The organism is Klebsiella sp. ZJOU C1, from assembly GCF_035620215.1.
Lineage (GTDB): Bacteria > Pseudomonadota > Gammaproteobacteria > Enterobacterales > Enterobacteriaceae > Klebsiella > Klebsiella variicola.
In genome coordinates this window covers 2,916,656-2,938,917 of sequence record NZ_CP141644.1, presented here as the reverse complement: position 1 = coordinate 2,938,917, position 22,262 = coordinate 2,916,656, and the positions used below count along the sequence as shown (strand labels likewise).

Here is a 22,262-nt window from a genome sequence, read left to right as displayed (position 1 = left end):
AAATTAACTCTTCTGAGGATCAGCCGACGGCCCGTTTGCCGAACAAACGATGGTGGCATGATCCCACCAGGCATTGTGCTTAACATCGGTGGCAAGGACGCTAAACTGCGCCTGCTGTATCTCATTCAGTAAAGCCGGGAGGGGTTTAAGCGTACGCCAGGGCTGCCCCTCTTTCAGGAGATGATGCTTGACAGGATCGTAAGTGGCGAGGTCTTCAGCATAACGAGGAAGCCCGCACATCGAGCCGATCACCAGCCGGCCTGCGGGTTTCAGCAATCTTCTCGCCTCGGCGAAAAAACGGCGACGCTCATCTTCCAGCAGACAATGTAAACAGCTGCCATCAATGATTAAGGCAAACTGGGCATCCTCACATTGAGAAAGATGACAGACGTTGCCGACGAAAAATGTGGCGTCCAGACCCGCTTGCTGAAAACGGTCTTCCGCCCAGCGGATCGCCGTTTCGGACACATCAACACCTGATACGGCATAGCCTCTTTCCGCCAGATACTGGGCTGCCATGGCACCATTGCCACATCCCAGTTCAAGTACCGGCGCGCCGGGAGCGGGTAAATAGCCATGGGCATCCAGCCAATGAAATATTTTTTCTTGTTGTATCTTTGCCCTGGCAAAACCATCACCCGCCCAGGCGCTGGCTCCGTTGGCTAACAGTTGTCTGTAGCGGGCTTCATAGGGGTTCATCCTGAAAACACCTTTTATCATTGATAAACATCACTACTATATACGCCATTTAACATTGAAATAAGTATTCGTTTGGCTACCAGGGAGAAACAGAGATGAACATCAACGTGGTCGGCACCAGCGGCTCAGGCAAATCCACTCTGGCCCGGCGCCTGGCGCACAGGCTGGGACTACCCTGGATCGAGCTCGATCGCCTGTACTGGCGGCCGAACTGGCAGGGCACGCCGGATGAGGCGTTTTTCGCCGCTATTGCCGCCGCTACGGCCTCGCCGGGCTGGGTGCTGGATGGCAATTACAATCGCAGCCGCAGCGTCAAATGGCGCGAGGTGGATCTGGTGATCTGGGTCGACTATAGCCTCTGGCGCACGCTGCGCCAGGCGGTGTGGCGGGCGACGAGCCGGGCGTGGCGGCATCAGGAGCTGTGGCCGGGCACGGGCAACCGCGAGAGCTTTCGCCGTTCGTTCTGCAGCCGGGAATCCATTATCCTCTGGACGCTGAAAACCTGGCGGCAGAATCGCCGACGCTATCTGGCCGACATGCAGGATCCGCAATATCGTCATATTCGCTTCGTCCGGGTGCGCAGTCCGCGGCAGGCTGAGGCGCTGCTCCGCGAGCTGGAAGCGCAGCGGCCAGGCGGGCATATCTAATTTTCAGCAGTACACATGTGAATTAATTGTTTCTCAATAGTTAGCTGAGATTTTAATAATGCAGGCACGTACTTTCATATGAGCCTGCGAAATGTCTTATCGAATCAGTATCCTGGATAAAAGTCCGCTTGCCGCCGGGGAAACCGCCGCGCAGGCGCTGGCGCGTACATTAACGCTGGCGCAACACGCCGAAGCCTGGGGTTATCACCGCTTCTGGGTCGCCGAACACCACAATACCGATCAGCTGGCGAGCCCCTCGCCGGAGCTGGTTATCGCCTGGCTGCTGGGCCACACCCGGCGCATTCGTCTTGGGTCCGGCGGCGTCATGCTCCAGCACTACAGCCCCTATAAAGTCGCGGAAAACTTTAACCTGCTGGCTGCCCTCGCGCCGGGTCGCATCGATCTCGGGGTGGGCAAGGCGCCTGGCGGCCTGCCGCTCTCCACCCGCGCCCTGCAGCAGGGCCTGCATCAGGAGGAGAAAGGGACCTTTGCCGATCAGCTGGCGCAGCTGGATAACTGGCTGTCACTGACTGAGCCAGGGGGAGAGGAGAGCCTGCGCGCCACGCCGATCCCGCCGCGCCGGGCCGACGGATTTCTGCTCGGCGCCAGCCTGGAGAGTGCGGAACTGGCCGCCCGTCTTGACTGGAACTTCGTGTTTGCGGCCCATCTCAATGGCGACAGCGCGCTACGCCGCACGGTGATCAACCGCTGGCGCGAGCTCAGCCCGCGTGAGGCGATCGTCGCCGTGCAGGTGGTGGTGGCTGACGATCCGGCCACCGCCGCCGCGCTGGCGCAGCAGGTCGAGGTGTGGGGCGTCGAGCTGGAGAACGGCCAGCGGGTGACCGTCGGCAGTGAGGCTCAGGCCGTCGCCTTTGCCCGCCAGGCTGGCAGCCGGCCGACACGCATCCACCGCCGCGAATCTTCACTGATCTCCGGTACTCCCGAACAGGTTAAAGCCCGGCTTGACGCGCTGCAGGCGGAAGATCAGCTGGATGAATTAATCATTGATACCCCTATTAGCGACGGGCCAGCGCGCCTGCACTCCCTGCGCCTGCTGGCGCAGGCTCACTACGGCAAGGAGGTGCTGAATGTCCTTTGAACAACAACTGATTAGCTGGCGGCGCGAGCTGCACCAGAACCCGGAGCTCTCCCTGCAGGAGGTAGCCACCACCGCGCGGATCCGCGACTGGCTGCAGAGCGGCGGGCTGACTCTGCTGCCCTTCGATCTGAAAACCGGGCTGGTCGCCGAAGTCGGCAGCGGCGACAAGGTGATTGCCCTGCGGGCGGACATCGACGCGTTGCCCATCGAGGAGGCGACCGGTCTGCCTTACCGCTCGCAAAATGAAGGGGTGATGCATGCCTGCGGCCATGATATTCACACCAGCGTAATGCTGGGGGCGGCGCTGCTGCTGAAGGAGCGGGAAGCGGAACTCCCGGGGCGGGTGCGGATCCTGTTTCAGCCGGCGGAGGAAAATTTTGGCGGCGCGAAAACCCTGATCCGCGCCGGGGCGCTGGAGGACGTGTCGGCGATCTTTGGCATGCACAATGAGCCCGGCCTGCCGGTGGGCGAATTTGCCACCCGCGGCGGCGCGTTCTACGCCAACGTCGACCGCTTCGTCTTCAAAGTGACCGGGAAGGGGGCGCATGCCGCCCGTCCACATGAAGGAAAGGATGCGATCCTGCTGGCCAGCCAGCTGGTGACGGTGCTGCAGAGCGTGGCCAGCCGGGAAGTGAACACCCTCGACTCGGTGGTGCTCAGCGTGACGCGGATCCAGGGAGGCAATACCTGGAACGTGCTGCCGGAGAGCGTCGAGCTGGAAGGGACGCTGCGCACTCACAGCAGTGAAGTGCAGCAGCGGGTCAAGGCCCGGGTCAGCGAGATCGCGGCCGGTTTCGCCAGCGCCTTTGGCGCACAGATTGACGTCTTCTGGTATGCCGGCCCGACGGCGCTGGTCAATGACGCCCGCTGGGCCGACTTCGCCAGCGACGTGGCGGCCCAGGCCGGGTACCGCACCCATCACGCCGATCTGCATCTCGGTGGCGAAGATTTTGCGGTCTATCTTCAGCATATTCCCGGGGCGTTCGTCAGCATCGGCAGCGCCAGCGAATATGGTCTGCACCATCCGGCATTTAATCCGGACGAACGGCTTATTGCGCCCGCAGCACACTATTTCGCTCAGCTGGCGGAACAGGCATTACAACATATTTAATGGATGACAGGGGAAGGGGTAACTATGTCTGAAAATCGACAATTGCGTCTGGGAACGATATTACATGGCGCATCGGGAAATATGTCCGCCTGGCGTCATCCGGCGGCGCAGGCGGACGCTAGTATTAATTTTAACTTTGTCACGCAGACGGCGTTAAAAGCGGAAGAGGGGAAGCTGGATTTTATTTTTGTCGCCGACGGGTTATATATCAATGAAAAATCGATTCCCCATTTTTTAAATCGCTTCGAACCTTTAACGGTACTTTCCGCGCTGGCCGCGGTCACCCGGCGTCTGGGACTGGTGGGGACCTTATCCACTTCGTATAGCGAGCCGTTTACTACCGCCCGCCAGTTCGCCAGCCTTGACCATTTAAGCCAGGGACGGGCGGGGTGGAATGTCGTCACTTCGCCGCTGGAAGGGTCGGCGAAAAACTTCTCCCGGGCCCAGCATCCGGATCATGCGCTGCGCTATCGCATTGCCGATGAATATCTGCAGGTTGTGAAAGGCTTATGGGATTCATGGGAAGAGGACGCCTTTGTGCGCAATAAGGAGACTGGCCAGTTCTTTGATAAAAATAAACTGCATACGCTCGATCACCATGGCGATTTCTTTAAAGTGGCCGGGCCGCTAAATATTGCCCGCACGCCACAGGGACGGCCGATTATTTTCCAGGCCGGCGCGTCGGACGACGGCAAGAAATTAGCCGCACGCCACGCCGATGCCATTTTTACCCATCAGGAATCGCTGGCCGAGGCGCAGGCATTTTATCAGGATGTTAAAAGCCAACTCAGCGCATATCAGCGCACCCCGGACCAACTGCATATCTTCCAGGGCGTCAGCGTCATCGTCGGGGATGACGCCGAGGATGCGGAACGTCAGTACCAGACTATCGCGGCGCTGGTTTCCATCGAGGATGCGCTGAATTATCTGGGGCGGTATTTCGAACATCATGATTTTTCGCAGTATCCGCTTGATGAACCGTTCCCGGATATTGGCGACCTCGGACAAAACAGCTTCCGCAGCACCACCGACGAGATTAAACGTCACGCCCGCGAGCGGGGATTAACCCTGCGCCAGGTGGCCCTGGAGGCAGCGAGTCCGCGTCCGCGTTTTACCGGCACCGCCAGCGATGTCGCCGATGGCCTGCAATTGTGGTTCGAACAGCACGCGGCGGACGGTTTCATTATTCAGGGCGGCACGCCGGAAACCTTCCCGCGCTTTGTGGATGAGGTGGTTCCGCTGTTACAGGCGCGCGGCCTGTTCCGTCGCGACTATCCGGGCACCACCCTGCGGGAAAGTCTGGGTCTGGCGCTACCTGCTAATCAATTCCAAAAATAATAAAAGAGAATCACGCTATGCAGAAAACAACACTCTTGCTGGCCGTCGCGTTGGCATTTAGCGCCTCGTCGTGGGCCCAGGACGTCAAGATCAATGGCACCGGGGTGAGCCTGGAGGCCAACAAAACGCCGATTCACACAGCGAAAAATCCACAGGCCATTGCGCTGTTGCCGAAAGATCTGCATCTGGCGGTGCCGGGGAAATTCACCGTCGCGGTGGCAGCCCTGAACTCACCGCCGCTGACGGTCTTCGCCGATGACAACAAAACCCTGCTCGGCAGCGAGACGGATATCGCCCGGCTGGTGGCGGAGAGCCTTGGACTGGAAGTGAACGTGGTTCCTACTTCATGGGAAGACTGGCCGCTGGGGGTTACCTCCGGCAAATATGATGCCGCGATCAGCAATATTACCGTCACCAAAGAGCGCAAAGAGAAGTTCGATTTCGCCACCTACCGTAAAGACTCGCTGGGCTTCTACGTCAAAAGCACCAGTCCGCTGAACAAAATTGACAAGGCGGAGGACATCGCCGGGCTGAAGATTATCGTCGGCTCCGGTACTAACCAGGAGGCGATCCTGCTGGCGTGGAACGCGGAGAACGTGAAGAAGGGGCTGAAGCCGTTTACCCCGGTCTACACCAAGGATGACGCCGCTCAGACGCTGGCCCTGCAGACCGGGCGAGCCGACGCCTTTTTCGGCCCTAACGTGATTGGCGCATGGAAGGCGGCGCTGACCGGCAAAACCAAACTGGTGGGCAGCGTCGATGGCGGCTGGCCGAAAGCGGCGCATATCGCGGTGACGCTGAAAAAAGACAGCGGGCTGGTGAATGCCGTCCAGGCGGCGCTGAACGGCGCTATCGCCAGCGGCGATTACGCCAAAGTGCTTAACCGCTGGGGCGAAGGGGTGGAGAGTATTCCGCAATCAGAAATCAACCCACCCGGACTGGGCGACTGACAGGAGGCGCGATGAGCGAAGCATTCCGCGATATTTCTCCGGACGCACCGGAGCTGCAGCCGATTATTAGCGGGCTGTTTGCCGAATATGCCGCCCGCTACGGCGACTATTTTTCCCGCGATGCGGAAGTGGAGTTGACTGAGTGGTATTTGCCGCCGCAGGGGCTGTTTATCGTCCTTGAGCGTGAGGGTGAAATTATCGCCACCGGCGCTTATAAACCGAAAGATCGCCACACCGCGGAGATCAAACGTATCTGGACGCACCGCCGTCTGCGCCAGCAGGGGCTGGCGGCGAAGGTGGTCCAGGAGCTGGAGCGGCGGGCGGTGCTGGCCGGGTACAGCCATATCTACCTGACTACCGGCTTCCGTCAGCCGGAGGCGGTAAAGCTCTATCTCAGCCAGGGGTATGAGGCGCAGTTTGACCTCACGCGAGACCCGGAAGAGTACAGTCAGCCGCCGTACGATGGCCGGCTGCGGTTCACTAAAGCGCTGGCGGTGAGCGCCTTCAGTCACAGCGCTTGAGGAGGCATGATGCATTCATCTGAAACAATAAAAGTGGTGCCGGCGCGCTATCCGCTGCGGGTGGTCGGGGCCCTGGTCGCCCTGCTGGTGCTGGCGGTGGTGATCCAGTCGGTGGCCTTTAACCCGCGCTGGGAGTGGGGCGTCTTCGCCCGCTGGTTCTTCGACCCGGTGATCCTCGAGGGGCTGGGACAAACCCTGCTCCTGACCCTGCTCGGCACGGTGCTGAGCGTGATCTTCGGCGGCCTGCTGGCGCTGGCCCGCTTATCCTCATCGTGGCTGCTCAGCAGCCTCGCCTGGGGTTATATCTGGCTGTTTCGCTCGCTGCCGCTGATTGTGGTGCTGATTATTCTGTACAACTTTTCCTATCTCTACGACACCCTGTCGCTGGGGATCCCCTTTACCGGCGTCACCTGGGCCAGCTATCAGACCATTAACGTGCTGGGGCAATTCTCCACGGCGGTGGTGGGCCTGACGCTGGTGCAGAGCGCCTATACCGCGGAGATTATTCGCGGCGGCTTTTTAGGGGTCGACCATGGGCAGTATGAAGCCGCCGCTGCACTGGGGCTTCCCGCCTGGCGACGTACGCTGCGCATTATTCTGCCGCAGGCGCTGCGCACCATCCTGCCCTCCGGCTTCAATGAGATCATCAGTCTGGCCAAGGGAACGGCGATGGTGTACGTCCTGGCGATGCCGGAACTGTTCTACACCATCCAGATGATCTACAACCGTACCCAGGAGGTGATCCCGCTGTTGATGGTTGGCGCCGCCTGGTATCTGGCGATCACCAGCGTCCTCTCCGCCATTCAGTATCTGGTGGAACGCGCCCTGGCGCGCAGCGAGCGCCGCTCGGCGGTAAACAGCGCCCGCAGCAGTCGTCTGAATCAACCCGCACGTCAACCACAGCCGCAGGAGGCCGTTCATGCCCAGCTCTCATAATGGCCATATCTCTATCACCGGGGTCAGCAAATACTATGGCCGCCACAAGGCGCTGGACGATGTGTCGCTGGAGATCCCCCCGGGCACGGTGACGGTGATCCTCGGCCCTTCCGGCTCGGGCAAGTCCACGCTGCTGCGCACCATCAATCACCTCGAACGTGTCGATGAGGGATTTATTCAGATTGATGGCGACTATATCGGTTATCGCCGCAAAGGCGACAAGCTGTATGAGATGAAAGAGAAGGAGATCCTCCGCCAGCGGATCAACGTCGGCTACGTGTTCCAGAACTTTAACCTGTTTCCGCACCTGACGGTGCTGGAGAACCTGATTGAGGCGCCGATCGCCCACAAGCAGGTCACGCGCAAAGAGGCCATTGCCCGCGCCTATGAGCTGCTGGACGTTGTCGGACTGCGCAATAAAGCCGACGCCTGGTCGCGGCATCTCTCCGGCGGGCAGCAGCAGCGTATCGCGATTGCCCGGGCGCTGGCACTGGACCCGCGGGTGATCCTGTTTGATGAGCCCACCTCGGCGCTGGATCCCGAGCTGGTGGGCGAGGTACTGGATGTCATCAAGAAGCTGGCGCGCTCCGGTACCACCCTGGTGGTGGTGACCCACGAGGTAGGCTTTGCCCGCGAGGTGGCCGACCAGGTGGTGTTTATGGTCGACGGCAGGATCGTCGAGCAGGGCAGCAGCGACGAGGTGCTCAACCATCCGCAGCATCCGCGTACCCGACAGTTTTTATCCAGGGTACTGCCGTCATGAACAGAGCGCTAATGACCCTTGTTCTCAGCGCTTTTGCCATGAGCGCTCACGCGGCGCTGGATCTGCGTGCCAATGAGCAGCCATTGCCGGTCACCCGCGACCCGCAGGCGATAGCGAAAATTCCGCCGGGCTATCGCTTCGTCGAGCCGGGGACGCTGACGGTGGCGATCTCGGCGCTCAATTCGCCGCCGCTGGCGCTGCTGGCCAGCGACAACCGCACGCGGATCGGCAGCGACCCGGATATGGCCCGCCTGCTGGCCGGAAGCCTTGGCCTGAAACTCAGGCTGGTGCCCACCGCGTGGGAGGACTGGCCGCTGGGCATCGCCTCCGGCCGCTACGATGTGGCGCTGATCAATATCGCGGTAACCGAGAAGCGCAAAGAGAAGTTCGATTTTGCGACTTACCGGGTGGACTCCCTGGCCTTCTCGGTGAAATCCACCAGCGACATCGCCGCGGTAAACGGACCCGCCGACCTCGCCGGGCGCAAAGTGATCGTCGGGTCCGGCACCAATCAGGAGCTGATCCTGCTGGGCTGGAATGAGGACAACCGTGCCGCCGGACGGCCGCAGGCCCAGCCGGTCTACCTGACCGATGATGCCTCCGGCAACCTCTATATCCAGTCCGGGCGAGCGGATATCTTTTTCGGCCCGCAGTCGGTGGCAGCCTATAAGGCCGCCCTTAACGGCCAGACCCGGGTGGTGGGCCTGGGGCCGAAAAAAGCGTGGGTGGCGACAACCACCAAAAAAGGCAACGGCCTGGTCTTTGCCCTGCAGGCAGCCCTCGACGGGGCGATTGCCCGCGGTGAATATCAGCAGGTGCTGGCGCGCTGGGGAGAGCAGGGCGAGGCGGTGGCGCAGTCGGTGGTCAACCCGCCGGGGATAACCTACTAAAAAACCGCTGTTTCGCCGGAGTACGACGCGAAACAGCGGAGGCGAATGCTCGCCAGGGTCTTCAATCAAACGGTGCGCGGAGTGAGCGTCAAGCGATCCAGCGGCCCAACGATAAACAGATAGGAGAACAGGCCCAGCACGCCCATGGAACCGACGTAGAGGATGGCGTAATCAAACGAGTGGGTGTTGGCGAGGATCACCCCGATGACCAGCGGGGTAATGATGCTCGCCAGGTTGCCGCACATATTGAACACGCCACCGGCAATACCGAGCATCTCTTTCGGCGAGGTGTCGCTCAGCACGCACCAGCCGAGGTTCCCGAAACCTTTGGCAAAGAACGCCAGACTCATGGCGGCGATTACCACCACTTCCGAGGAGGTGTAGTTGGCGACGACAATGACGCAGGAGAGCAGCATGCCGCAGATCACCGGGAGCTTACGAGCGGTGGTCAGACTGTAACCGCGTTTCAGCAGCCAGTCCGAAAACACGCCGCCCAGCAGGCCACCGATAAATCCAGCTATGGCCGGGATACTGGCGACAAACCCGACCTTGAGGATTGACATGCCTTTGGCCTGGTAGAGGTAAGTCGGAAACCAGGTGAGGAAGAACCAGGTAATCGATGTGACGCAGAACTGGCCGATATAAACCCCGATCATCATGCGATTGACGCAGACGCTTTTAATCTGCGCGAGAGTTAATTTTTGCGGCGTTTTTTGGCTACCTAATTCCGGTACGCCGCCGCCTTCACGAATATAATCGAGCTCCTGCGGGTTAATTTTAGGATGATGTGAAGGATCCTTCACTTTTACCAGCCAGAATATTCCCAGCACCACCCCGATAGCGCCAATATAATAAAAGACATAGTGCCAGCTTAAATTATGCAGAATGATGGTCATCAGCGGCGTAATAATGCCCAGCGAAATATACTGCGCGGCCTGATAGACCGAGGTGACAAATCCACGCTCTTTATTGGGGAACCACTGGACGCTCAGGCGACTGTTGGCCGGAAAAGCGGGCGCTTCAATGGCCCCCATCATCAGACGCAGGATCACCAGCACCACCAGCGGACTGGCAAACAGATAAATAGTGCCCTGAAACATAGTGACGACCGACCAGCCAATCAGCGCGCAGCCGTAGACCAACCGCGAACCATATTTATCCAGCAGCCAGCCGCCGGGGATTTGCATAATGACGTAGGAAATACCAAACACCGAAAAGGCCAGGCCCATTGCTTCAGGGTCAAAACCTAACTCTTTACTCATCATCGGCGCGACAACGGACAGGGTGGCCCGGTCAGCATAATTAAATACGGTCGCGAGAAATAAAAAAACCAATATACCGTAACGCACGTTGCTGCGTTTTATTTGCTGTTGCATGTTATTCAACTCCTTTGCAGGGTTGTGAAGACACGTCATCTTTCAGGCCGCTTTGATGCTTGCTGACGGATTTCGTGTATTGCGAGTACAGCGGGTCAGAGGTTTATTCCCGGTGACGCTGCGCTTACCGGGGCTACGGGTTCTCAGTGGTCTGCGGACCGGTAGCCCGGATAAGGCGTGGACGCCGTCATCCGGGAAAAGTCATTACGGGCGAGTTCCAAACTCGCAGCTTTGCTGGGTCCAGCGGCGGGCCTGCTCGCTGAGGGTGAAGCCCAGACCATGGCGTTCGGAAACCCACATCCGCCCATCGCGCAGTTCTAGCTGCTCGTTAAACAGCGGGTTCAGCCACTCGAAGTGCTCCAGCCATGGCTCCAGCGGGTAGGCGGCGGCGAGATGCAGGTGCACCTCCATGGCAAAGTGCGGAGCCAGCTTGCGACCGTGCTTCGCGGCCAGATCCATTATTTTCAGGAACGGGGAGATCCCACCGACGCGCGGGGCATCCGGTTGCACGAAGTCGCTGGCGTTGCCGAGGATCAACTGCTCATGTTCGCGGAAGCTGGTCAGCATCTCGCCGGTGGCAATCGGCGTATCCAGCGCGGCGGACAGCTGCGCGTGGCCTTCGACGTCATAGGCATCCAGCGGCTCCTCAATCCAGATCAGATTGAACGGCTCCATTTTGCGCCCCATGCGAATGGCGGTTTCGCGATCCCACTGCTGGTTGGCATCGACCATCAGCGGGAAGTCATCACCCAGCACTTCGCGCACCGCCGTCAGACGACGGATATCCTCGGCAGTATTAGGCTGACCGACTTTTAGTTTAATCCCGCCGATGCCGTTTTCACGGGAGATAGCCACGTTTTTCAACACCTGATCCAGGGGGGTATGCAGGAAGCCGCCGGAAGTGTTGTAGCACTGCACGGAATCACGATGTGAACCCAGCAGTTTGGCCAGCGGTAGACCGGCGCGTTTGGCTTTCATATCCCACAGGGCAATATCGATAGGGGAGATAGCTTGTACCGCCATGCCGCTACGGCCGACGGAAGCCCCGGCCCACAGCAGTTTGGTGTAGATCTTGTCGATGTCGTTCGGATCTTCGCCAAGCAGATTATCGGCTATCTCTTTGGCGTGAGCGTAAATACCCTGGCCGCCGGCACGTTTCGAGTAGCTAAAGCCGACGCCGGTGAATCCATCCCGGGAGTGAATTTCCGCGATGATAATCGCCACTTCGGTCAGCGGTTTTTGGCGACCGGTCAGCACTTTGGCATCGCTGACGGGGGTGGCCAGCGGCAGAAAAGCCAGCGACAGTTTAACGTGGTCAATGCGGTCACCGGTTTCAGCGGCGGTTTTGACGCCGAAAGCTTTGGCGTAGGTTACGGACTCGGAATTGGCGCTTGAGGTCATAGTGGTGTCCTTTTTGATAATAAAATGATTGCGCTATCATTTGTAATGGTGAAATGCTTTTGACGCTACGCTAGTGGTTTTAATTTGTACAAACGATCACAATTGGCCGTTATAAAGGCGAAAACTTTGCTGTGCAGGTCACAATCCAAAACAGTTTGTGAAAAGTGACAAGTCATAATGATAGCGATAACATTTTATATTGCAGGTCGTTGATTCTGTTAGGGGAGACGCGGCGGGCGCTGGCAATTGCGTGGGGCATCATCAATAATGCCCACAGGAAACGACTTAACACAGGGGCTTAGCCGTGAAAAGCAAAAAACCGACGCGGGCGCCGACGCTGGAGGATGTGGCTCGCAGCGCCGGGTTGTCGCCGATGACGGTCAGTCGGGCGCTGAATACGCCCCAGCTGGTCAGGCCAAAAACGGTAGAGAAAGTGATGCTGGCGGTGCAGGCGACGGGCTATATCCCCAATGCGCTGGCCGGCGGCCTCGCCTCCAGGCGCAGCAAGCTGGTGGCGGTCGTGGTACCGCAAATCAATAACAATATGTTTGTCGATACCATCCAGGCGCTGAGCGATACCCTGGCGGCGCGCGGCTACCATATGCTGCTGTGCGTGGCGGGCTATGACCGGCAGACCGAGGCCGAGCTGGTCTCTACCTTGCTTTCGCGGCGCCCTGATGGCGTGGTGTTAACCGGCATCCAGCATGCGCCGCTGTTAAAGAAAACGATTCTTAACGCCGCCACGCCGGTGGTGGAAATCTGGGATCTCACCCCGACGCCGCTGGATATGCTGGTCGGTTTTTCCCATGAAAAAGTGGGCGAAACCATTGGCGAGTATGTACTGGAGAAAGGCTACCAGCGACCAGGCCTGCTGTGGGCGGGCGATGCGCGCGCGATGTTGCGTAAGCAGGGGCTCTGTGCCCGACTGGCTAAAAAAGGGCTGGACGATGCGCCTCAGGTTGAAGTGCCGCTCCCGGCGTCGCTGGCGCTGGGGCGGCGCGGTCTGGCGGAGCTGCTCGCCGCCAGCGAGTTTGATGTGATCATCTGCAGCTCAGACACCCTCGCCCAGGGGGCGATTATGGAAGCCGAAAGCCGGGGGCTACGCGTACCGCAGGATCTGGCGGTGATCGGTTTTGGCGATCTGGATTTCGCCGCCAGCAATCGTCCGGCTATCACTACCGTCAGCGTCGACCGTCATGCCATCGGTGAACGGGCCGCTACGCTGCTGGCTGACCGCATCGAAGGGGGAGAAGACAGCGGGGTGATTATAGATATCGGCTTTCAGCTGGTGGCACGAGAATCGGCGTAGGCCTGCCTTTTCAGGGCATGGTGTGCCGGGTGGGTGAGCGGCGAATTTCTGCCTACACTTAGGCTTTACCCTGGAGGCAGACCATGATTACCGTTTATGGCGTGCCGGGATGGGGCTCGACGATTAGCGAGCTGATGCTCTCCCTGGCCGATATTCCCTACGAGGTGGTTGACGTGGAGGGCTTTGACCAGCCCGGTCCGGCGCGCGAGCGTCTGCGGCAGATTAACCCGCTGTGCCAGGTGCCTACCCTGCAGCTGGCCGACGGGAGCATCATGACCGAAACCGCCGCCATCGCGCTGATGATCCTCGATCAGCGTCCCGATCTGGCCCCCGCGCCGGGGACGCCGCAGCGTCAACAGTTCCAGCGTCTGCTGGTCTGGCTGGTGGCCAACGTCTATCCTACCTTTACCTATGCCGATTATCCGGAACGCTGGGCGCCCGCCGCCGCGGAGCAGCTGGTGGAGAATTGTCGCCAGTACCGGAAAAATCTCTATCTCTGGTTCGAACAGCAGCTGGCTGCCGGGCCGTGGGCGCTGGGCTCGTCGGTAACGTTGCTGGATTGCTATATCGCGGCGATGTACAGCTGGGGGCCGCGACAGGCGTGGTTTGACGACCACGCGCCAAAATTCGCCGCCATCGCCCGGGCGGTCTGTCAGCGACCGGAACTGGCCGCGGCGCTACGCCGTAACAAGCTGATTTAACGCACGCGATGGCAACCAGAACGGCCATTCTGTGGTAGCGTTATGGCTCTGACCACAAGGAGTCTTTGCTATGCCGCATGTAGATATTAAATGTTTTCCCCGTGAACTGACTGACGAACAAAAAACCGCGCTGGCCGCCGACATCACAGAGGTGCTGATCCGCCATCTGAACAGCAAAGAGAGCGCCGTCAGCGTCGCGCTGACTCAGGTTGAGCCGGACGCGTGGCAGGCGGTGTGGGACAGTGAGATCGCCCCGCAGATGGCGCAGCTGATAAAGAAGCCGGGTTATAGCATGTAATTGCCACTGGCGGGCATGATGCCCGCCAGTGACGCTCGGTCAGAACCAAATCTCCGTCTGCACGCCGAAGTTCCATGTCCCGCCAGCGGTAAAGCCTTTGCTGCCGAAATCATCGTTGATCGCATAACGATCCAGGTCTTTATCCCAGTTCATCCACGTGACAAAGAAACGTATCTCCGGCCGCGCTTTGATATCAAACACATCGCCCACTTTAAAGGTGGGGGCGAAGGTCAGCTTGTAGAAATCACCGCGGACCGCCTGATACTGATAAACGTTGTCATTATAGCGATAGCTGCGCCCGTTCGGATTGAGATCCATATACTGCCACGAGGCCTCATACAGCAGGGCGAAGTGAGCGGAGATCCCTTGCGATACCCGCAGGTTAAACGTCGCCCAGTCGTAGCGGTCGCCGTCGCGATAGCGGTCTTCGCTGTGCTGGGCTATCACCGACGGCGCCAGCTGCCAGTTTTTCCCCAGCGGCAGGATCCCGTACGACGCAAAGCGCAGGGAGGCCGCGTTCTCGGTCAGGTCGCCATCGCTCCCCGGCTGACGCGCTTCGGCGCCCAGCCCGACGCCGTACTGCAGGGCGCTTTCCGACACCCCCGGCGCCAGGCCGTAGAACTGCTGTTTGTCGTGCAGGGCCAGCATCGCGTAGTAGCCGTTTTTGGCGGTGTTATCGCTGCGCAGGGCATAGCTCCCGGTGGTCGAGGTATTATCTTTCAGGTCATCGTTACCCTGGGCGGTCATCACCGTGGTCATCAGCTGCCAGTTGCCGTAAAAATGGTTGGCGGTGAACAGCAGATTCTGGATGTCATTATCCGCGTAATTATCGCTGCCAAGGTCGCCGAAGTTACGCGCATACACCGAATAATCGCCGCGCAGGCCGCTTCCCCAGTCGACATCATTGATCCCGCCGCCGGTGCCACCGAGGAACATAATGTCGCTATCGGTAAAGTGGATATCGAAGTTATCCCGATCGAAGCGCTTGCCGGCCCAGATCGAGGCGCGTTTTAACGGCCCGGTGAACTCGGCGAAGTCGCCCATCTCGACGTACAGCTGACGAATGTTCAGATGGTGGCTGTCGTTGTCCTGAACCCACGGATCCGGGTTGGTGGCCCCGTCGGCGAGCATGGTCTTGAAGCGCGCCCATGAGCCATCGTTAAAGGTGAGCTTTTTGCCAAAGCTCAGCTCAGCGTAATTATCTTTTTCGTTGCCGAGACGACCAACGTGGGCATCGCCGTTGAGCGAACTGGCCGGGGAGATGCCTGGCCCGCCGCGGGCGCCTTTGCCGTGGCTGTTGACTAACATTCCGGAACGGGCATAGGCGTTAAAGGTAAAGCCATCGTCCGGGGCGCGTTTCGCCAGCTGCTCGCTCAGTTGCTGATTGGTGGCCTGCTGTTTTTGTTCGCGAGCCGAGGTCTGTTGGCTGAGCGCCTGCACCTGCTGCTCCGCCGCCGCCGCGCGCTGTTCGGCGGCGGCGGTTTGCTGTTCTGCCCGCTGCGCGCGGCGGCTGGCTTCGCTGGCCTGCTGTTCGGCGAGATTGAGGCGCGCTTCGAGCTGCGCCAGCCGTTGTTCGACGCTCAACCCGGCGGCGCTGACGCTGGTGAGCGGAAAAAGGGCGCAGCAAACCGCTGCGCTAATCACAGATATACGCATAAAAGTCCTTAATTTATCCAGAGGTTAAAGCAGCGGGGTGCCTTACATGGCGGGGGATTCTCCGGTGGTCGGGGCCGGGGCTGGCGAGGCGCCGCGTCCGGCATCGAGGTCGGCACGGATCTGCTCATAGTGATCGTCGAGGCGGTAGAAGCGGCCCATCCACAGCATCGAGGCGAGGATCAACAGCGCCGGAATGTACAGATAGCAGGCCTTGATGGCCAACAGGGCGCTGTCGCTTTGCGCCTGGTTGGCGATATAGCCGCCGGAGGAGAGCAGTGCCCCGGTGATCGCCCCGGCGCCGGCCATCGCCACCTTGCCAAGAAAGCCGTTTATCGAGGTCAGGATACCCGCGGTATTAATGCCGGTTTTCCACACGCCGTAATCCACCGGGTCGGCCTGCATCGAGAAATAGATAGCCGTGCGCTGACCGGCGCCAAGGGAGAGGATCACCGCCCCGACGATCAGCCCCAGCGCGTAGGTGCCAGACAGCATCATCATCCCCATCCCGAGCAGATTGACCGCGCTGGCCACCAGATAGACATGACGTTTTTTCATGCGTCGGGCCAGCAGCGGGACGGTGAGGGTGCCGAGCAGGGGAACGAAGGTGGAGATCCCGGCGATAACCGCCGTCAGCTCGGTATTCCCGACGTAATAGTGGAAGAAGTACACCAGCGCTCCGGTCTGAAAGAAGAATGCCCCCCACATCAGAAATATATTGCTGGCGAAGATCCACCACGGACGATTGGCGCGCAGGCTAATCCAGGCGCGTTTCAGGGTCATGCGCTCCCCGGTGAGGGTGATCTTTTCTTCGACGTTGCGAAAGCTCACCAGCAGGAAAAAGGCCGCCAGTACGCCAAAAATCACTGCGGTATAGAGGAACCCCTGCTGCTGGTCGCCTTTGCCCAGCATGCCGACCAGCGGCAGGGTGGCCACGGCGACGATGGTGGCCCCGAGGGATCCCAGCAGAATACGTACCGCCGACAGCGTGGTGCGCTCTGCGGAATCACTGGTTAAAAACGGCAGCATGGCGCAGAACGGAATGTTCACCAGGGTGTAGAGGAACGACAGACACAGATAGGTGATAAAGGCGTACAGCAGTTTGCCAGTGGTGCCGAAATCCGGCACATAAAAGGCCAGAATACACAGCAGACCAAAAGGCAGGGCGCCGATCAGCAGCCAGGGACGGCAGCGCCCCCAGCGGGTGGCAGTATTGTCGATTACCAGCCCCATCAGCACGTCGGCCACGCCGTCCACCAGCCGGGTAACCAGGAACATCAGCCCGACGTAATAGGCCGGGAGACCCATCACGTCGGTGTAAAAGAACATCAGATACAGAGAGATCATCTGCCACACAAGGTTGCAGGAGAGATCGGCAATGCCATAGCCAAGGCGCTGCCGCCACAGGGTAAACGTTGTTTCTGCCATAAATCACTCGCTTATCGTTGTTGTTAAAGTCCGTACTGGCGAATAAACCAGGCCGGGGTACAGCTCCACGCATGGCAGTAACTGTTAATGAGCTTACTGCCATACGGGGAAAAGTCAGGATGCTGTGGGTCGAAAATTTCCCAGAAGGTGTCGGCGCCGTAGTCAACCATCGCCCCCCAGTAGGCTTTGATCTCCGCCACCGCCTCCTCGCGCAGGCCGCACTGCAGCAGGGCGACAATGTGATGATGGCGCAAGTACGGGGTATTCATGGCAATGGCGGGCGGCTGTTGCTGCAGGCGGCGCATCAGCGCTTGCCGCTGCCCGGCGGTGCCAACCTCCGCCAGTACCAGCCAGATCTGCGATGCCCATGAGACCTGGCGCGCGGCGCCGCTGATAAACACCTGCCGCTCGCTGTCCCACAGGTGGCGGAGGGCGGCCTCTTTCAGCTGCGCGAGCGTAGCGGTGTAGTCGGCTACCCGCTGCGGTTCAACACGCTGCGCCAGCCAGAGGGCACGCTGCAGGCAGTAGATAAGCACCCCCTGCGCCGACGACTGTTTATTCAGCTCTGCCTGCCAGTCGATAAATGCCCACCAGTCATCGCTGTCGCGCACCAGACCGTGGGGATCGCAGCGGGTCAGCGCCAGCTCGATTTGCCGCCGCGCCGTGGGCCACAGCTCACCGACGGTTTCCGTGTCGCCGGTGCTTCGCAGGTAGTTATAAAGTACGTCGATAAAAAATAATGAATAATCAAAGAGAAAGGTGTCATCGGCGCGCACATCAGGCTGGACAAAGACATTGGCGGAGACCATGCCGTCTTCCCGGGTATGGCCGGCAAACAAGTACAGGCAGCGGCGGACCAGATCGTGGTGGCCGAAGGTCACGTCATTGACCAACGCCTGCAGGCGCAGGTCGCCGAGCCACAGCCGACGGTCGCGTTTCGGCCCATCCTCAAATACCTCCTGCATGCAGTTTTGCAGGGTGCGAACCGCGACGCTATCAATGGCTTTCAACTGCGGATCGGCGATGACCGCCGGCTGCGGGCTGCCGGCTGAGGTAACGGTTTCCAGGGCTATCTCATCGAACTGCAGACGAAATTTGCGCGACAGCGCTTTGACCTCCACCTTCAGGTAGCGCAGGCAGTAGCGACGCGGCAGGTCAACCCGGGCGGGCAGGACGTCGAGCCACAGATCCTGTTGCTGCAACCAGCTACTGCTCAGCCACCCCTGGTACTCGCTGAACGGCTCGCAGACTTCGCTCAGCGTTTCGCCGAAGGTGAAGTGCATATGGGCCGGGGCATCCGGCGGGCTGCCGACGCTGCGGCAGCTGAACTGCAGGTAGCCAACAAAATGGCTGCCAAAATCAATGATGATGCTGTCGCCGACGCGAAGCGGCTGCTGATAAAACTGCTCAGGCGTGCAGACGGTGTGTCCCCGCCAGCCGTTCAGCGCCGCCGGATCGGCGACGGCTTCGACGATGGCCTGCGGCGCCTGGCGCTGACGATGTAGCGCGGGCGTCAGGGCGGCCGCACGCTGTAATAAATGCGGATGGCGGGTCATCGCCACACTGGAATTGTATTGAATTGCCTGTGACATACTGCGTCCTCTCCATTAGGTTAGGCGCAGCATAGGCCGTCGTCTGGCGGCGCCACCACTCTGGCAATGCCAAACCGTCAGTGAAAATGGCAGGAATAATGAGGTGGGGGCGCTGGCGATCACAAATCCGCACATCGGGCGCGTGGCGAAGGCCGGAATAGATTATCGTGCCCCTGCGCACCAGGCTGTTCAGGATTTGCTGTAATGATGACACTGACCGTTGAGTATTATTTCACCCATCCCCAGGATAAGCTCGGCATGTACGCCAGCGACCCGGAAGATAATAGCCAGGAGCATGGCCACGAGTTTGCCGAGCTGGTGATCGTCGAGGAGGGGCATGGATTACACGTTATTAATGGCCGCCCGCTGTACATCCAGCAGGGCGATGTATTTTACGTCCAGCCTGGCGATGTCCACTATTATGATGAACTGGGGACGCTGAAGCTGATTAATGTCTTAATTAATCCGGCGGTGGCCTTTCGCTATTTACAGCAGATGGAGGGATTGCTGCAGCAATTATCGGCGCAGCGTGCCGCCTGCTATGGCTGGCTGGCGCCGGAGACCCGCAGCTATTGTCGGGAACTGGTGGAAAAGATATTTTCCCCGGCGCTGAGGGCGGCGGATAATACCCCGCAACGGGAGTCTCTCTTTTTCCAGCTGGTGACCACCATTCTCACAGCCGAGTCGGAAGCCGAATATAGCAGCACCCGCTATAAACTGCATAAATTACTCACCTGGCTGCAGGAGCACTGTTTCGAAGAACATAACTGGCAGCAACTGGCGGAGCAATTTCATCTCACCACCCGCACGGCGTTTCGCCATATTAAAGAGGCCACGGGCTTAACGCCGGATAATTATCTGAAACGTCTGCGACTGGTCTCCGCGCGGGTCAAATTACGTGAAACGGAGATGTCCATTACCGAAGTGGCTTATCTGTGCGGCTTCGCCAACAGCAACCACTTTACCACTCTGTATAAAAAAGTGTTTGGCCTGACCCCCAGCGCCGATCGCCGCCGCCCACCGGGTTAAAAGGGGGGCCGCAGGCTGGGCAGGGGAAAAACCTGCCGCCTGCGGCAAGTCACGCTTACTCGTCGAGGGAGTTTGCCCGCACATGACGACCGCTGGCGACAAAATTGCCGGTGCCAAGATGATGCAGGGTATTGAGCTTATCATCGTCGAACTGCCAGCGTCCGGTGACGAATGCGCGTTCATCGGCAGCGGCAGACACCACCTCCCCGAACAGGGTGTCGTACTGGGTCTGGGCCGCCGTCGCCGGCAGCAGTCGGCACTCCATCCATGCCAGACACTTCTCCTCGATCAGCGGCAATCCCAGCTCCGGACCGGTCACTACCGGGATCCCCCAGGCATTGAATTTGTCCTCATCGCGGCCGCTGACGCTGCCGACGGCGTAGGTCCAGCTGGCGGCGGCGACGCCGGGAACCACAATGCCGAAGGTGCCGTTGCGCTCGATGATCTCCCGCGTCCAGGTGCTTTTATCCACCACGATAGCCACCCGCGGCGGGGCGAATTCCACCGGCATTGACCAGGCGGCGGCCATGACGTTGCGCCGGTCAGACGGGGCATCGTAGCTGGTGATCAAAATGGTCGGGCCGTGGTTGAGCAGGCGGCTGGCGTACTGCAGTTCAACGTGGCGAAAGCGGCTCATAGGCGTTCCTTGAATAATGGGTCGGTTGGCAGGTAACACGTTAAGCCGCAATGAAAATGTAATCAATACGTCATCTCGTCTGACTATAGTCGCCAGCACTAAGTCCCAAAGAGGATCACAATATGTTGGCTCCCCTGATGTTATCCCAGGTGAGCGTGCCCCGTCGGATGTCGGCCGCCGGGCAGGTCTCGCTGTCCCGAAAGGGAGGGCGATGATGCGCACGCTGACCCCTATCACCCTGCAGGAGGTCTCTTTTGCCTTCGCAGAGACTCCCGTTCTTGACCGTTTCTCGTTGCATATCGAACCCGGCCGCATCGTGGCGCTACTGGGTCCGTCCGGCTGCGGCAAAAGCACTTTGCTGCGTCTGCTGGCCGGGCTGAGCGTGCCGGTCAGCGGCGAAATCCGCTTTGGCGACAGGCTGGTCGCTCGCGCAGGATGGGGATTGCCCCCGGAGCAGCGCGATATCGGCATGGTTTTTCAGGATTACGCCCTCTGGCCGCATATGAGCGTGGCGCAGAACGTCGCCTTTCCGCTGCGCATGCGAGGTGTCTCCCGTAGCGAACGCGAGCGCCGGGTGAGCGAGGCGCTGGCGCGGGTAGGCCTCAACGGTTTCGCCGAACGTAAACCTTCTGGTCTTTCTGGCGGTCAGCAGCAGCGGGTGGCGCTGGCGCGGGCGATCGTCGCCGCGCCGCGGGTGCTGCTATTTGATGAACCGCTCTCCAACCTGGATAGCGAACTGCGCGAATCGCTGTGCGGCGAAATGAGCCGCCTGTTGCGACAGCTCGGCATCACCGCCGTGTATGTCACCCATGATCGACGTGAAGCCGAGCTGTTAGCTGACCAGATTGTCTATTTATCCGCGGGCCGCGTGGCCGCTGTCCGCGCCGTTACGCCAACCTCAGGGGAAGTTGCATGAACACCGTTATGACCGTTAAGAAAGGAGTGGTACTCGCGATGGCTCTTTCCGCCATGATGCTCTCCAGCGCCCATGCGCTGACCGTTTACACCGCCGGACCCGGCTCGCTGGCGAAAAGCCTGGCCAGCGGTTTTGAACAACAGACCGGGGTGAAGGTGACGGTTTTCCAGGCCACCACCGGCAAAGTAATGGCCCGACTGGAGGCCGAGCAGGCCAACCCGCAGGCGGATGTGCTGATCTCCGCCTCGTGGGATACCGCCGAAGATCTGCACCAGCGGGGCTGGTTGCTGCCTTTTGCGAGCGCCAATGCCGACCAGGTACCGGCGAACCTGAAATCGGCGGACTATATCGCCCAGGGCGTCTCCGCCCTGGGCATTGTCTGGAACAGTAAAAGCGGTACCCCGGAACCGAAAGAGTGGCGGGATCTCACCCAGCCGGCGTTTAAAGACAAGGTGACAACCCCCGACCCGGCGCTCTCCGGCGCGTCGCTGGATTTGCTGATCGGGCTGCAAAACAGCATGGGCGACCAGGCCTGGCAACTGTTTGACGATCTGAAAAAGAACGGCATGGTGGTCAGCGGACCCAACGCCCAGGCGGTGACGCCGGTGATGCAGGGGGCGAAAGCGGCGGTGTTTGGCGCGGTGGATTATGTCTCCTACGGCAATATTCAGCAGGGCGAGTCGCTGAAGGTGATCTTCCCGGCCAGCGGAACGGTGATTGCCCCGCGCCCGATGATGATCCTCAAAACCAGCCAGCATGCCGACGATGCCAAAGCCTTTATCGATTATGTTCTGTCGCCGGAAGGTCAGGCGAGGGTTGCCGATGCCTGGCTGATGCCCGCCCGCCGCGACGTGGCGGCCAAACGTCCGTTACTGGACGCGCTGAAGGTGCTGCCCACCACCAGCGAAGGCAGCAGCGAACGGGGCGCCGTGCTCGCCCGCTTCAGTCAGCTGTACGCTCAGTAATTG

20 protein-coding genes and 1 pseudogene are annotated in these 22,262 nt (G+C 59.9%); 14 read left to right on the top strand and 7 right to left on the bottom strand.

Annotated features, from left to right (window positions below; translation table 11 throughout):
• Positions 1–3: 3 nt before the first annotated feature.
• Positions 4–699, bottom strand: a complete 696-nt coding sequence (locus tag SPE70_RS14060) for a class I SAM-dependent methyltransferase (protein WP_023297716.1) — start codon at positions 697–699, stop codon at positions 4–6.
• Between the two features lie 95 nt (positions 700–794).
• Here SPE70_RS14060 and SPE70_RS14055 point away from each other — a divergent pair, with 95 nt between their 5' ends.
• The 8 genes and pseudogenes from SPE70_RS14055 to SPE70_RS14020 all read left to right on the top strand — a co-directional run bounded on the left by SPE70_RS14055 (position 795) and on the right by SPE70_RS14020 (position 8,954).
• Positions 795–1,346: a P-loop NTPase family protein gene (locus SPE70_RS14055; RefSeq protein WP_022065415.1), complete on the top strand. Its 552-nt coding sequence runs from the start codon at positions 795–797 to the stop codon at positions 1,344–1,346.
• Positions 1,347–1,437: 91 nt separating this feature from the next.
• Entirely contained in the window at positions 1,438–2,445 is a 1,008-nt protein-coding gene (locus SPE70_RS14050; RefSeq protein ID WP_012541571.1) for an MsnO8 family LLM class oxidoreductase, read from the top strand.
• Positions 2,435–3,556, top strand: a complete 1,122-nt coding sequence (locus SPE70_RS14045; protein ID WP_012968083.1) for a M20 peptidase aminoacylase family protein — start codon at positions 2,435–2,437, stop codon at positions 3,554–3,556. The genes SPE70_RS14050 and SPE70_RS14045 overlap by 11 nt, the downstream gene beginning before the upstream one ends.
• Before the next feature lie 24 nt (positions 3,557–3,580).
• Positions 3,581–5,844 (top strand): annotated as a pseudogene (locus tag SPE70_RS14040) (NtaA/DmoA family FMN-dependent monooxygenase).
• Between the two features lie 11 nt (positions 5,845–5,855).
• The gene (locus SPE70_RS14035) at positions 5,856–6,365 is read left to right on the top strand and encodes a GNAT family N-acetyltransferase (RefSeq protein WP_008804708.1); all 510 of its coding nucleotides are present in this window, start codon (positions 5,856–5,858) and stop codon (positions 6,363–6,365) included.
• 9 nt (positions 6,366–6,374) lie between these two features.
• Positions 6,375–7,301 carry an amino acid ABC transporter permease gene (locus SPE70_RS14030; RefSeq protein WP_008804709.1) on the top strand — a complete coding sequence of 309 codons (927 nt, stop codon included), beginning with the start codon at positions 6,375–6,377 and terminating at the stop codon, positions 7,299–7,301.
• Complete coding sequence (locus SPE70_RS14025; RefSeq protein WP_008804710.1) at positions 7,285–8,064, top strand: amino acid ABC transporter ATP-binding protein; 780 nt, start codon at positions 7,285–7,287, stop codon at positions 8,062–8,064. Before SPE70_RS14030 ends, SPE70_RS14025 begins: the two co-directional genes overlap by 17 nt.
• Positions 8,065–8,102: 38 nt before the next feature.
• Complete coding sequence (locus SPE70_RS14020; RefSeq protein ID WP_168443349.1) at positions 8,103–8,954, top strand: transporter substrate-binding domain-containing protein; 852 nt, start codon at positions 8,103–8,105, stop codon at positions 8,952–8,954.
• Positions 8,955–9,019: 65 nt separating this feature from the next.
• Here the strand turns inward: SPE70_RS14020 and SPE70_RS14015 are convergent, their stop codons facing one another.
• Positions 9,020–10,330: an MFS transporter gene (locus SPE70_RS14015; protein ID WP_032421387.1), complete on the bottom strand. Its 1,311-nt coding sequence runs from the start codon at positions 10,328–10,330 to the stop codon at positions 9,020–9,022.
• A gap of 204 nt (positions 10,331–10,534) precedes the next feature.
• Entirely contained in the window at positions 10,535–11,731 is a 1,197-nt protein-coding gene (locus tag SPE70_RS14010) for an L-talarate/galactarate dehydratase (protein ID WP_064170276.1), read from the bottom strand.
• A 304-nt stretch (positions 11,732–12,035) separates the two neighbouring features.
• Between SPE70_RS14010 and SPE70_RS14005 the strand changes: the two genes are divergently transcribed.
• From SPE70_RS14005 to pptA, 3 genes are all read left to right on the top strand, one after another.
• Positions 12,036–13,040 carry a LacI family DNA-binding transcriptional regulator gene (locus SPE70_RS14005; RefSeq protein ID WP_043875203.1) on the top strand — a complete coding sequence of 335 codons (1,005 nt, stop codon included), beginning with the start codon at positions 12,036–12,038 and terminating at the stop codon, positions 13,038–13,040.
• An 83-nt stretch (positions 13,041–13,123) separates the two neighbouring features.
• Entirely contained in the window at positions 13,124–13,741 is a 618-nt protein-coding gene (locus SPE70_RS14000; RefSeq protein WP_012968089.1) for a glutathione S-transferase family protein, read from the top strand.
• Positions 13,742–13,811: 70 nt separating this feature from the next.
• The gene (gene pptA, locus SPE70_RS13995) at positions 13,812–14,039 is read left to right on the top strand and encodes a tautomerase PptA (RefSeq protein ID WP_002906690.1); all 228 of its coding nucleotides are present in this window, start codon (positions 13,812–13,814) and stop codon (positions 14,037–14,039) included.
• Between the two features lie 39 nt (positions 14,040–14,078).
• Here the strand turns inward: pptA and SPE70_RS13990 are convergent, their stop codons facing one another.
• Genes SPE70_RS13990 through SPE70_RS13980 form a run of 3 tightly spaced genes read right to left on the bottom strand, consistent with a single transcriptional unit; the run spans position 14,079 to position 18,712 of the window.
• A complete protein-coding gene (locus SPE70_RS13990; protein WP_049009741.1) occupies positions 14,079–15,695 on the bottom strand; it encodes a carbohydrate porin in 1,617 nt (538 codons plus the stop codon).
• A 42-nt stretch (positions 15,696–15,737) separates the two neighbouring features.
• Positions 15,738–17,120: an MFS transporter gene (locus SPE70_RS13985; RefSeq protein ID WP_032735757.1), complete on the bottom strand. Its 1,383-nt coding sequence runs from the start codon at positions 17,118–17,120 to the stop codon at positions 15,738–15,740.
• Between the two features lie 23 nt (positions 17,121–17,143).
• The gene (locus tag SPE70_RS13980) at positions 17,144–18,712 is read right to left on the bottom strand and encodes an alpha-L-rhamnosidase-related protein (protein WP_064170274.1); all 1,569 of its coding nucleotides are present in this window, start codon (positions 18,710–18,712) and stop codon (positions 17,144–17,146) included.
• Between the two features lie 204 nt (positions 18,713–18,916).
• Between SPE70_RS13980 and SPE70_RS13975 the strand changes: the two genes are divergently transcribed.
• Positions 18,917–19,741, top strand: a complete 825-nt coding sequence (locus SPE70_RS13975) for a helix-turn-helix domain-containing protein (RefSeq protein WP_008804719.1) — start codon at positions 18,917–18,919, stop codon at positions 19,739–19,741.
• Positions 19,742–19,796: 55 nt separating this feature from the next.
• On the opposite strand, the gene SPE70_RS13970 is transcribed toward SPE70_RS13975, so the two are convergent.
• On the bottom strand, positions 19,797–20,378 hold the full coding sequence (locus SPE70_RS13970) for a flavin reductase family protein (protein WP_004151228.1): 582 nt from the start codon (positions 20,376–20,378) through the stop codon (positions 19,797–19,799).
• Between the two features lie 211 nt (positions 20,379–20,589).
• Here SPE70_RS13970 and SPE70_RS13965 point away from each other — a divergent pair, with 211 nt between their 5' ends.
• On the top strand, positions 20,590–21,294 hold the full coding sequence (locus tag SPE70_RS13965) for an ABC transporter ATP-binding protein (RefSeq protein WP_008804720.1): 705 nt from the start codon (positions 20,590–20,592) through the stop codon (positions 21,292–21,294).
• A complete protein-coding gene (locus SPE70_RS13960) occupies positions 21,291–22,259 on the top strand; it encodes an ABC transporter substrate-binding protein (RefSeq protein ID WP_008804721.1) in 969 nt (322 codons plus the stop codon). The genes SPE70_RS13965 and SPE70_RS13960 overlap by 4 nt, the downstream gene beginning before the upstream one ends.
• The last annotated feature ends 3 nt before the right edge of the window (positions 22,260–22,262 follow it).

What these genes read in the sequence shown, in the direction of transcription:
- SPE70_RS14060 (WP_023297716.1), bottom strand. Translation starts at nt 699, where the DNA reads ATGAACCCCTATGAAGCCCGCTACAGACAACTGTTAGCCAACGGAGCC.
- SPE70_RS14055 (WP_022065415.1), top strand. Translation starts at nt 795, where the DNA reads ATGAACATCAACGTGGTCGGCACCAGCGGCTCAGGCAAATCCACTCTG.
- SPE70_RS14050 (WP_012541571.1), top strand. Translation starts at nt 1,438, where the DNA reads ATGTCTTATCGAATCAGTATCCTGGATAAAAGTCCGCTTGCCGCCGGG.
- SPE70_RS14045 (WP_012968083.1), top strand. Translation starts at nt 2,435, where the DNA reads ATGTCCTTTGAACAACAACTGATTAGCTGGCGGCGCGAGCTGCACCAG.
- SPE70_RS14035 (WP_008804708.1), top strand. Translation starts at nt 5,856, where the DNA reads ATGAGCGAAGCATTCCGCGATATTTCTCCGGACGCACCGGAGCTGCAG.
- SPE70_RS14030 (WP_008804709.1), top strand. Translation starts at nt 6,375, where the DNA reads ATGCATTCATCTGAAACAATAAAAGTGGTGCCGGCGCGCTATCCGCTG.
- SPE70_RS14025 (WP_008804710.1), top strand. Translation starts at nt 7,285, where the DNA reads ATGCCCAGCTCTCATAATGGCCATATCTCTATCACCGGGGTCAGCAAA.
- SPE70_RS14020 (WP_168443349.1), top strand. Translation starts at nt 8,103, where the DNA reads ATGAGCGCTCACGCGGCGCTGGATCTGCGTGCCAATGAGCAGCCATTG.
- SPE70_RS14015 (WP_032421387.1), bottom strand. Translation starts at nt 10,330, where the DNA reads ATGCAACAGCAAATAAAACGCAGCAACGTGCGTTACGGTATATTGGTT.
- SPE70_RS14010 (WP_064170276.1), bottom strand. Translation starts at nt 11,731, where the DNA reads ATGACCTCAAGCGCCAATTCCGAGTCCGTAACCTACGCCAAAGCTTTC.
- SPE70_RS14000 (WP_012968089.1), top strand. Translation starts at nt 13,124, where the DNA reads ATGATTACCGTTTATGGCGTGCCGGGATGGGGCTCGACGATTAGCGAG.
- pptA (WP_002906690.1), top strand. Translation starts at nt 13,812, where the DNA reads ATGCCGCATGTAGATATTAAATGTTTTCCCCGTGAACTGACTGACGAA.
- SPE70_RS13990 (WP_049009741.1), bottom strand. Translation starts at nt 15,695, where the DNA reads ATGCGTATATCTGTGATTAGCGCAGCGGTTTGCTGCGCCCTTTTTCCG.
- SPE70_RS13985 (WP_032735757.1), bottom strand. Translation starts at nt 17,120, where the DNA reads ATGGCAGAAACAACGTTTACCCTGTGGCGGCAGCGCCTTGGCTATGGC.
- SPE70_RS13980 (WP_064170274.1), bottom strand. Translation starts at nt 18,712, where the DNA reads ATGTCACAGGCAATTCAATACAATTCCAGTGTGGCGATGACCCGCCAT.
- SPE70_RS13975 (WP_008804719.1), top strand. Translation starts at nt 18,917, where the DNA reads ATGATGACACTGACCGTTGAGTATTATTTCACCCATCCCCAGGATAAG.
- SPE70_RS13970 (WP_004151228.1), bottom strand. Translation starts at nt 20,378, where the DNA reads ATGAGCCGCTTTCGCCACGTTGAACTGCAGTACGCCAGCCGCCTGCTC.
- SPE70_RS13965 (WP_008804720.1), top strand. Translation starts at nt 20,590, where the DNA reads ATGATGCGCACGCTGACCCCTATCACCCTGCAGGAGGTCTCTTTTGCC.
- SPE70_RS13960 (WP_008804721.1), top strand. Translation starts at nt 21,291, where the DNA reads ATGAACACCGTTATGACCGTTAAGAAAGGAGTGGTACTCGCGATGGCT.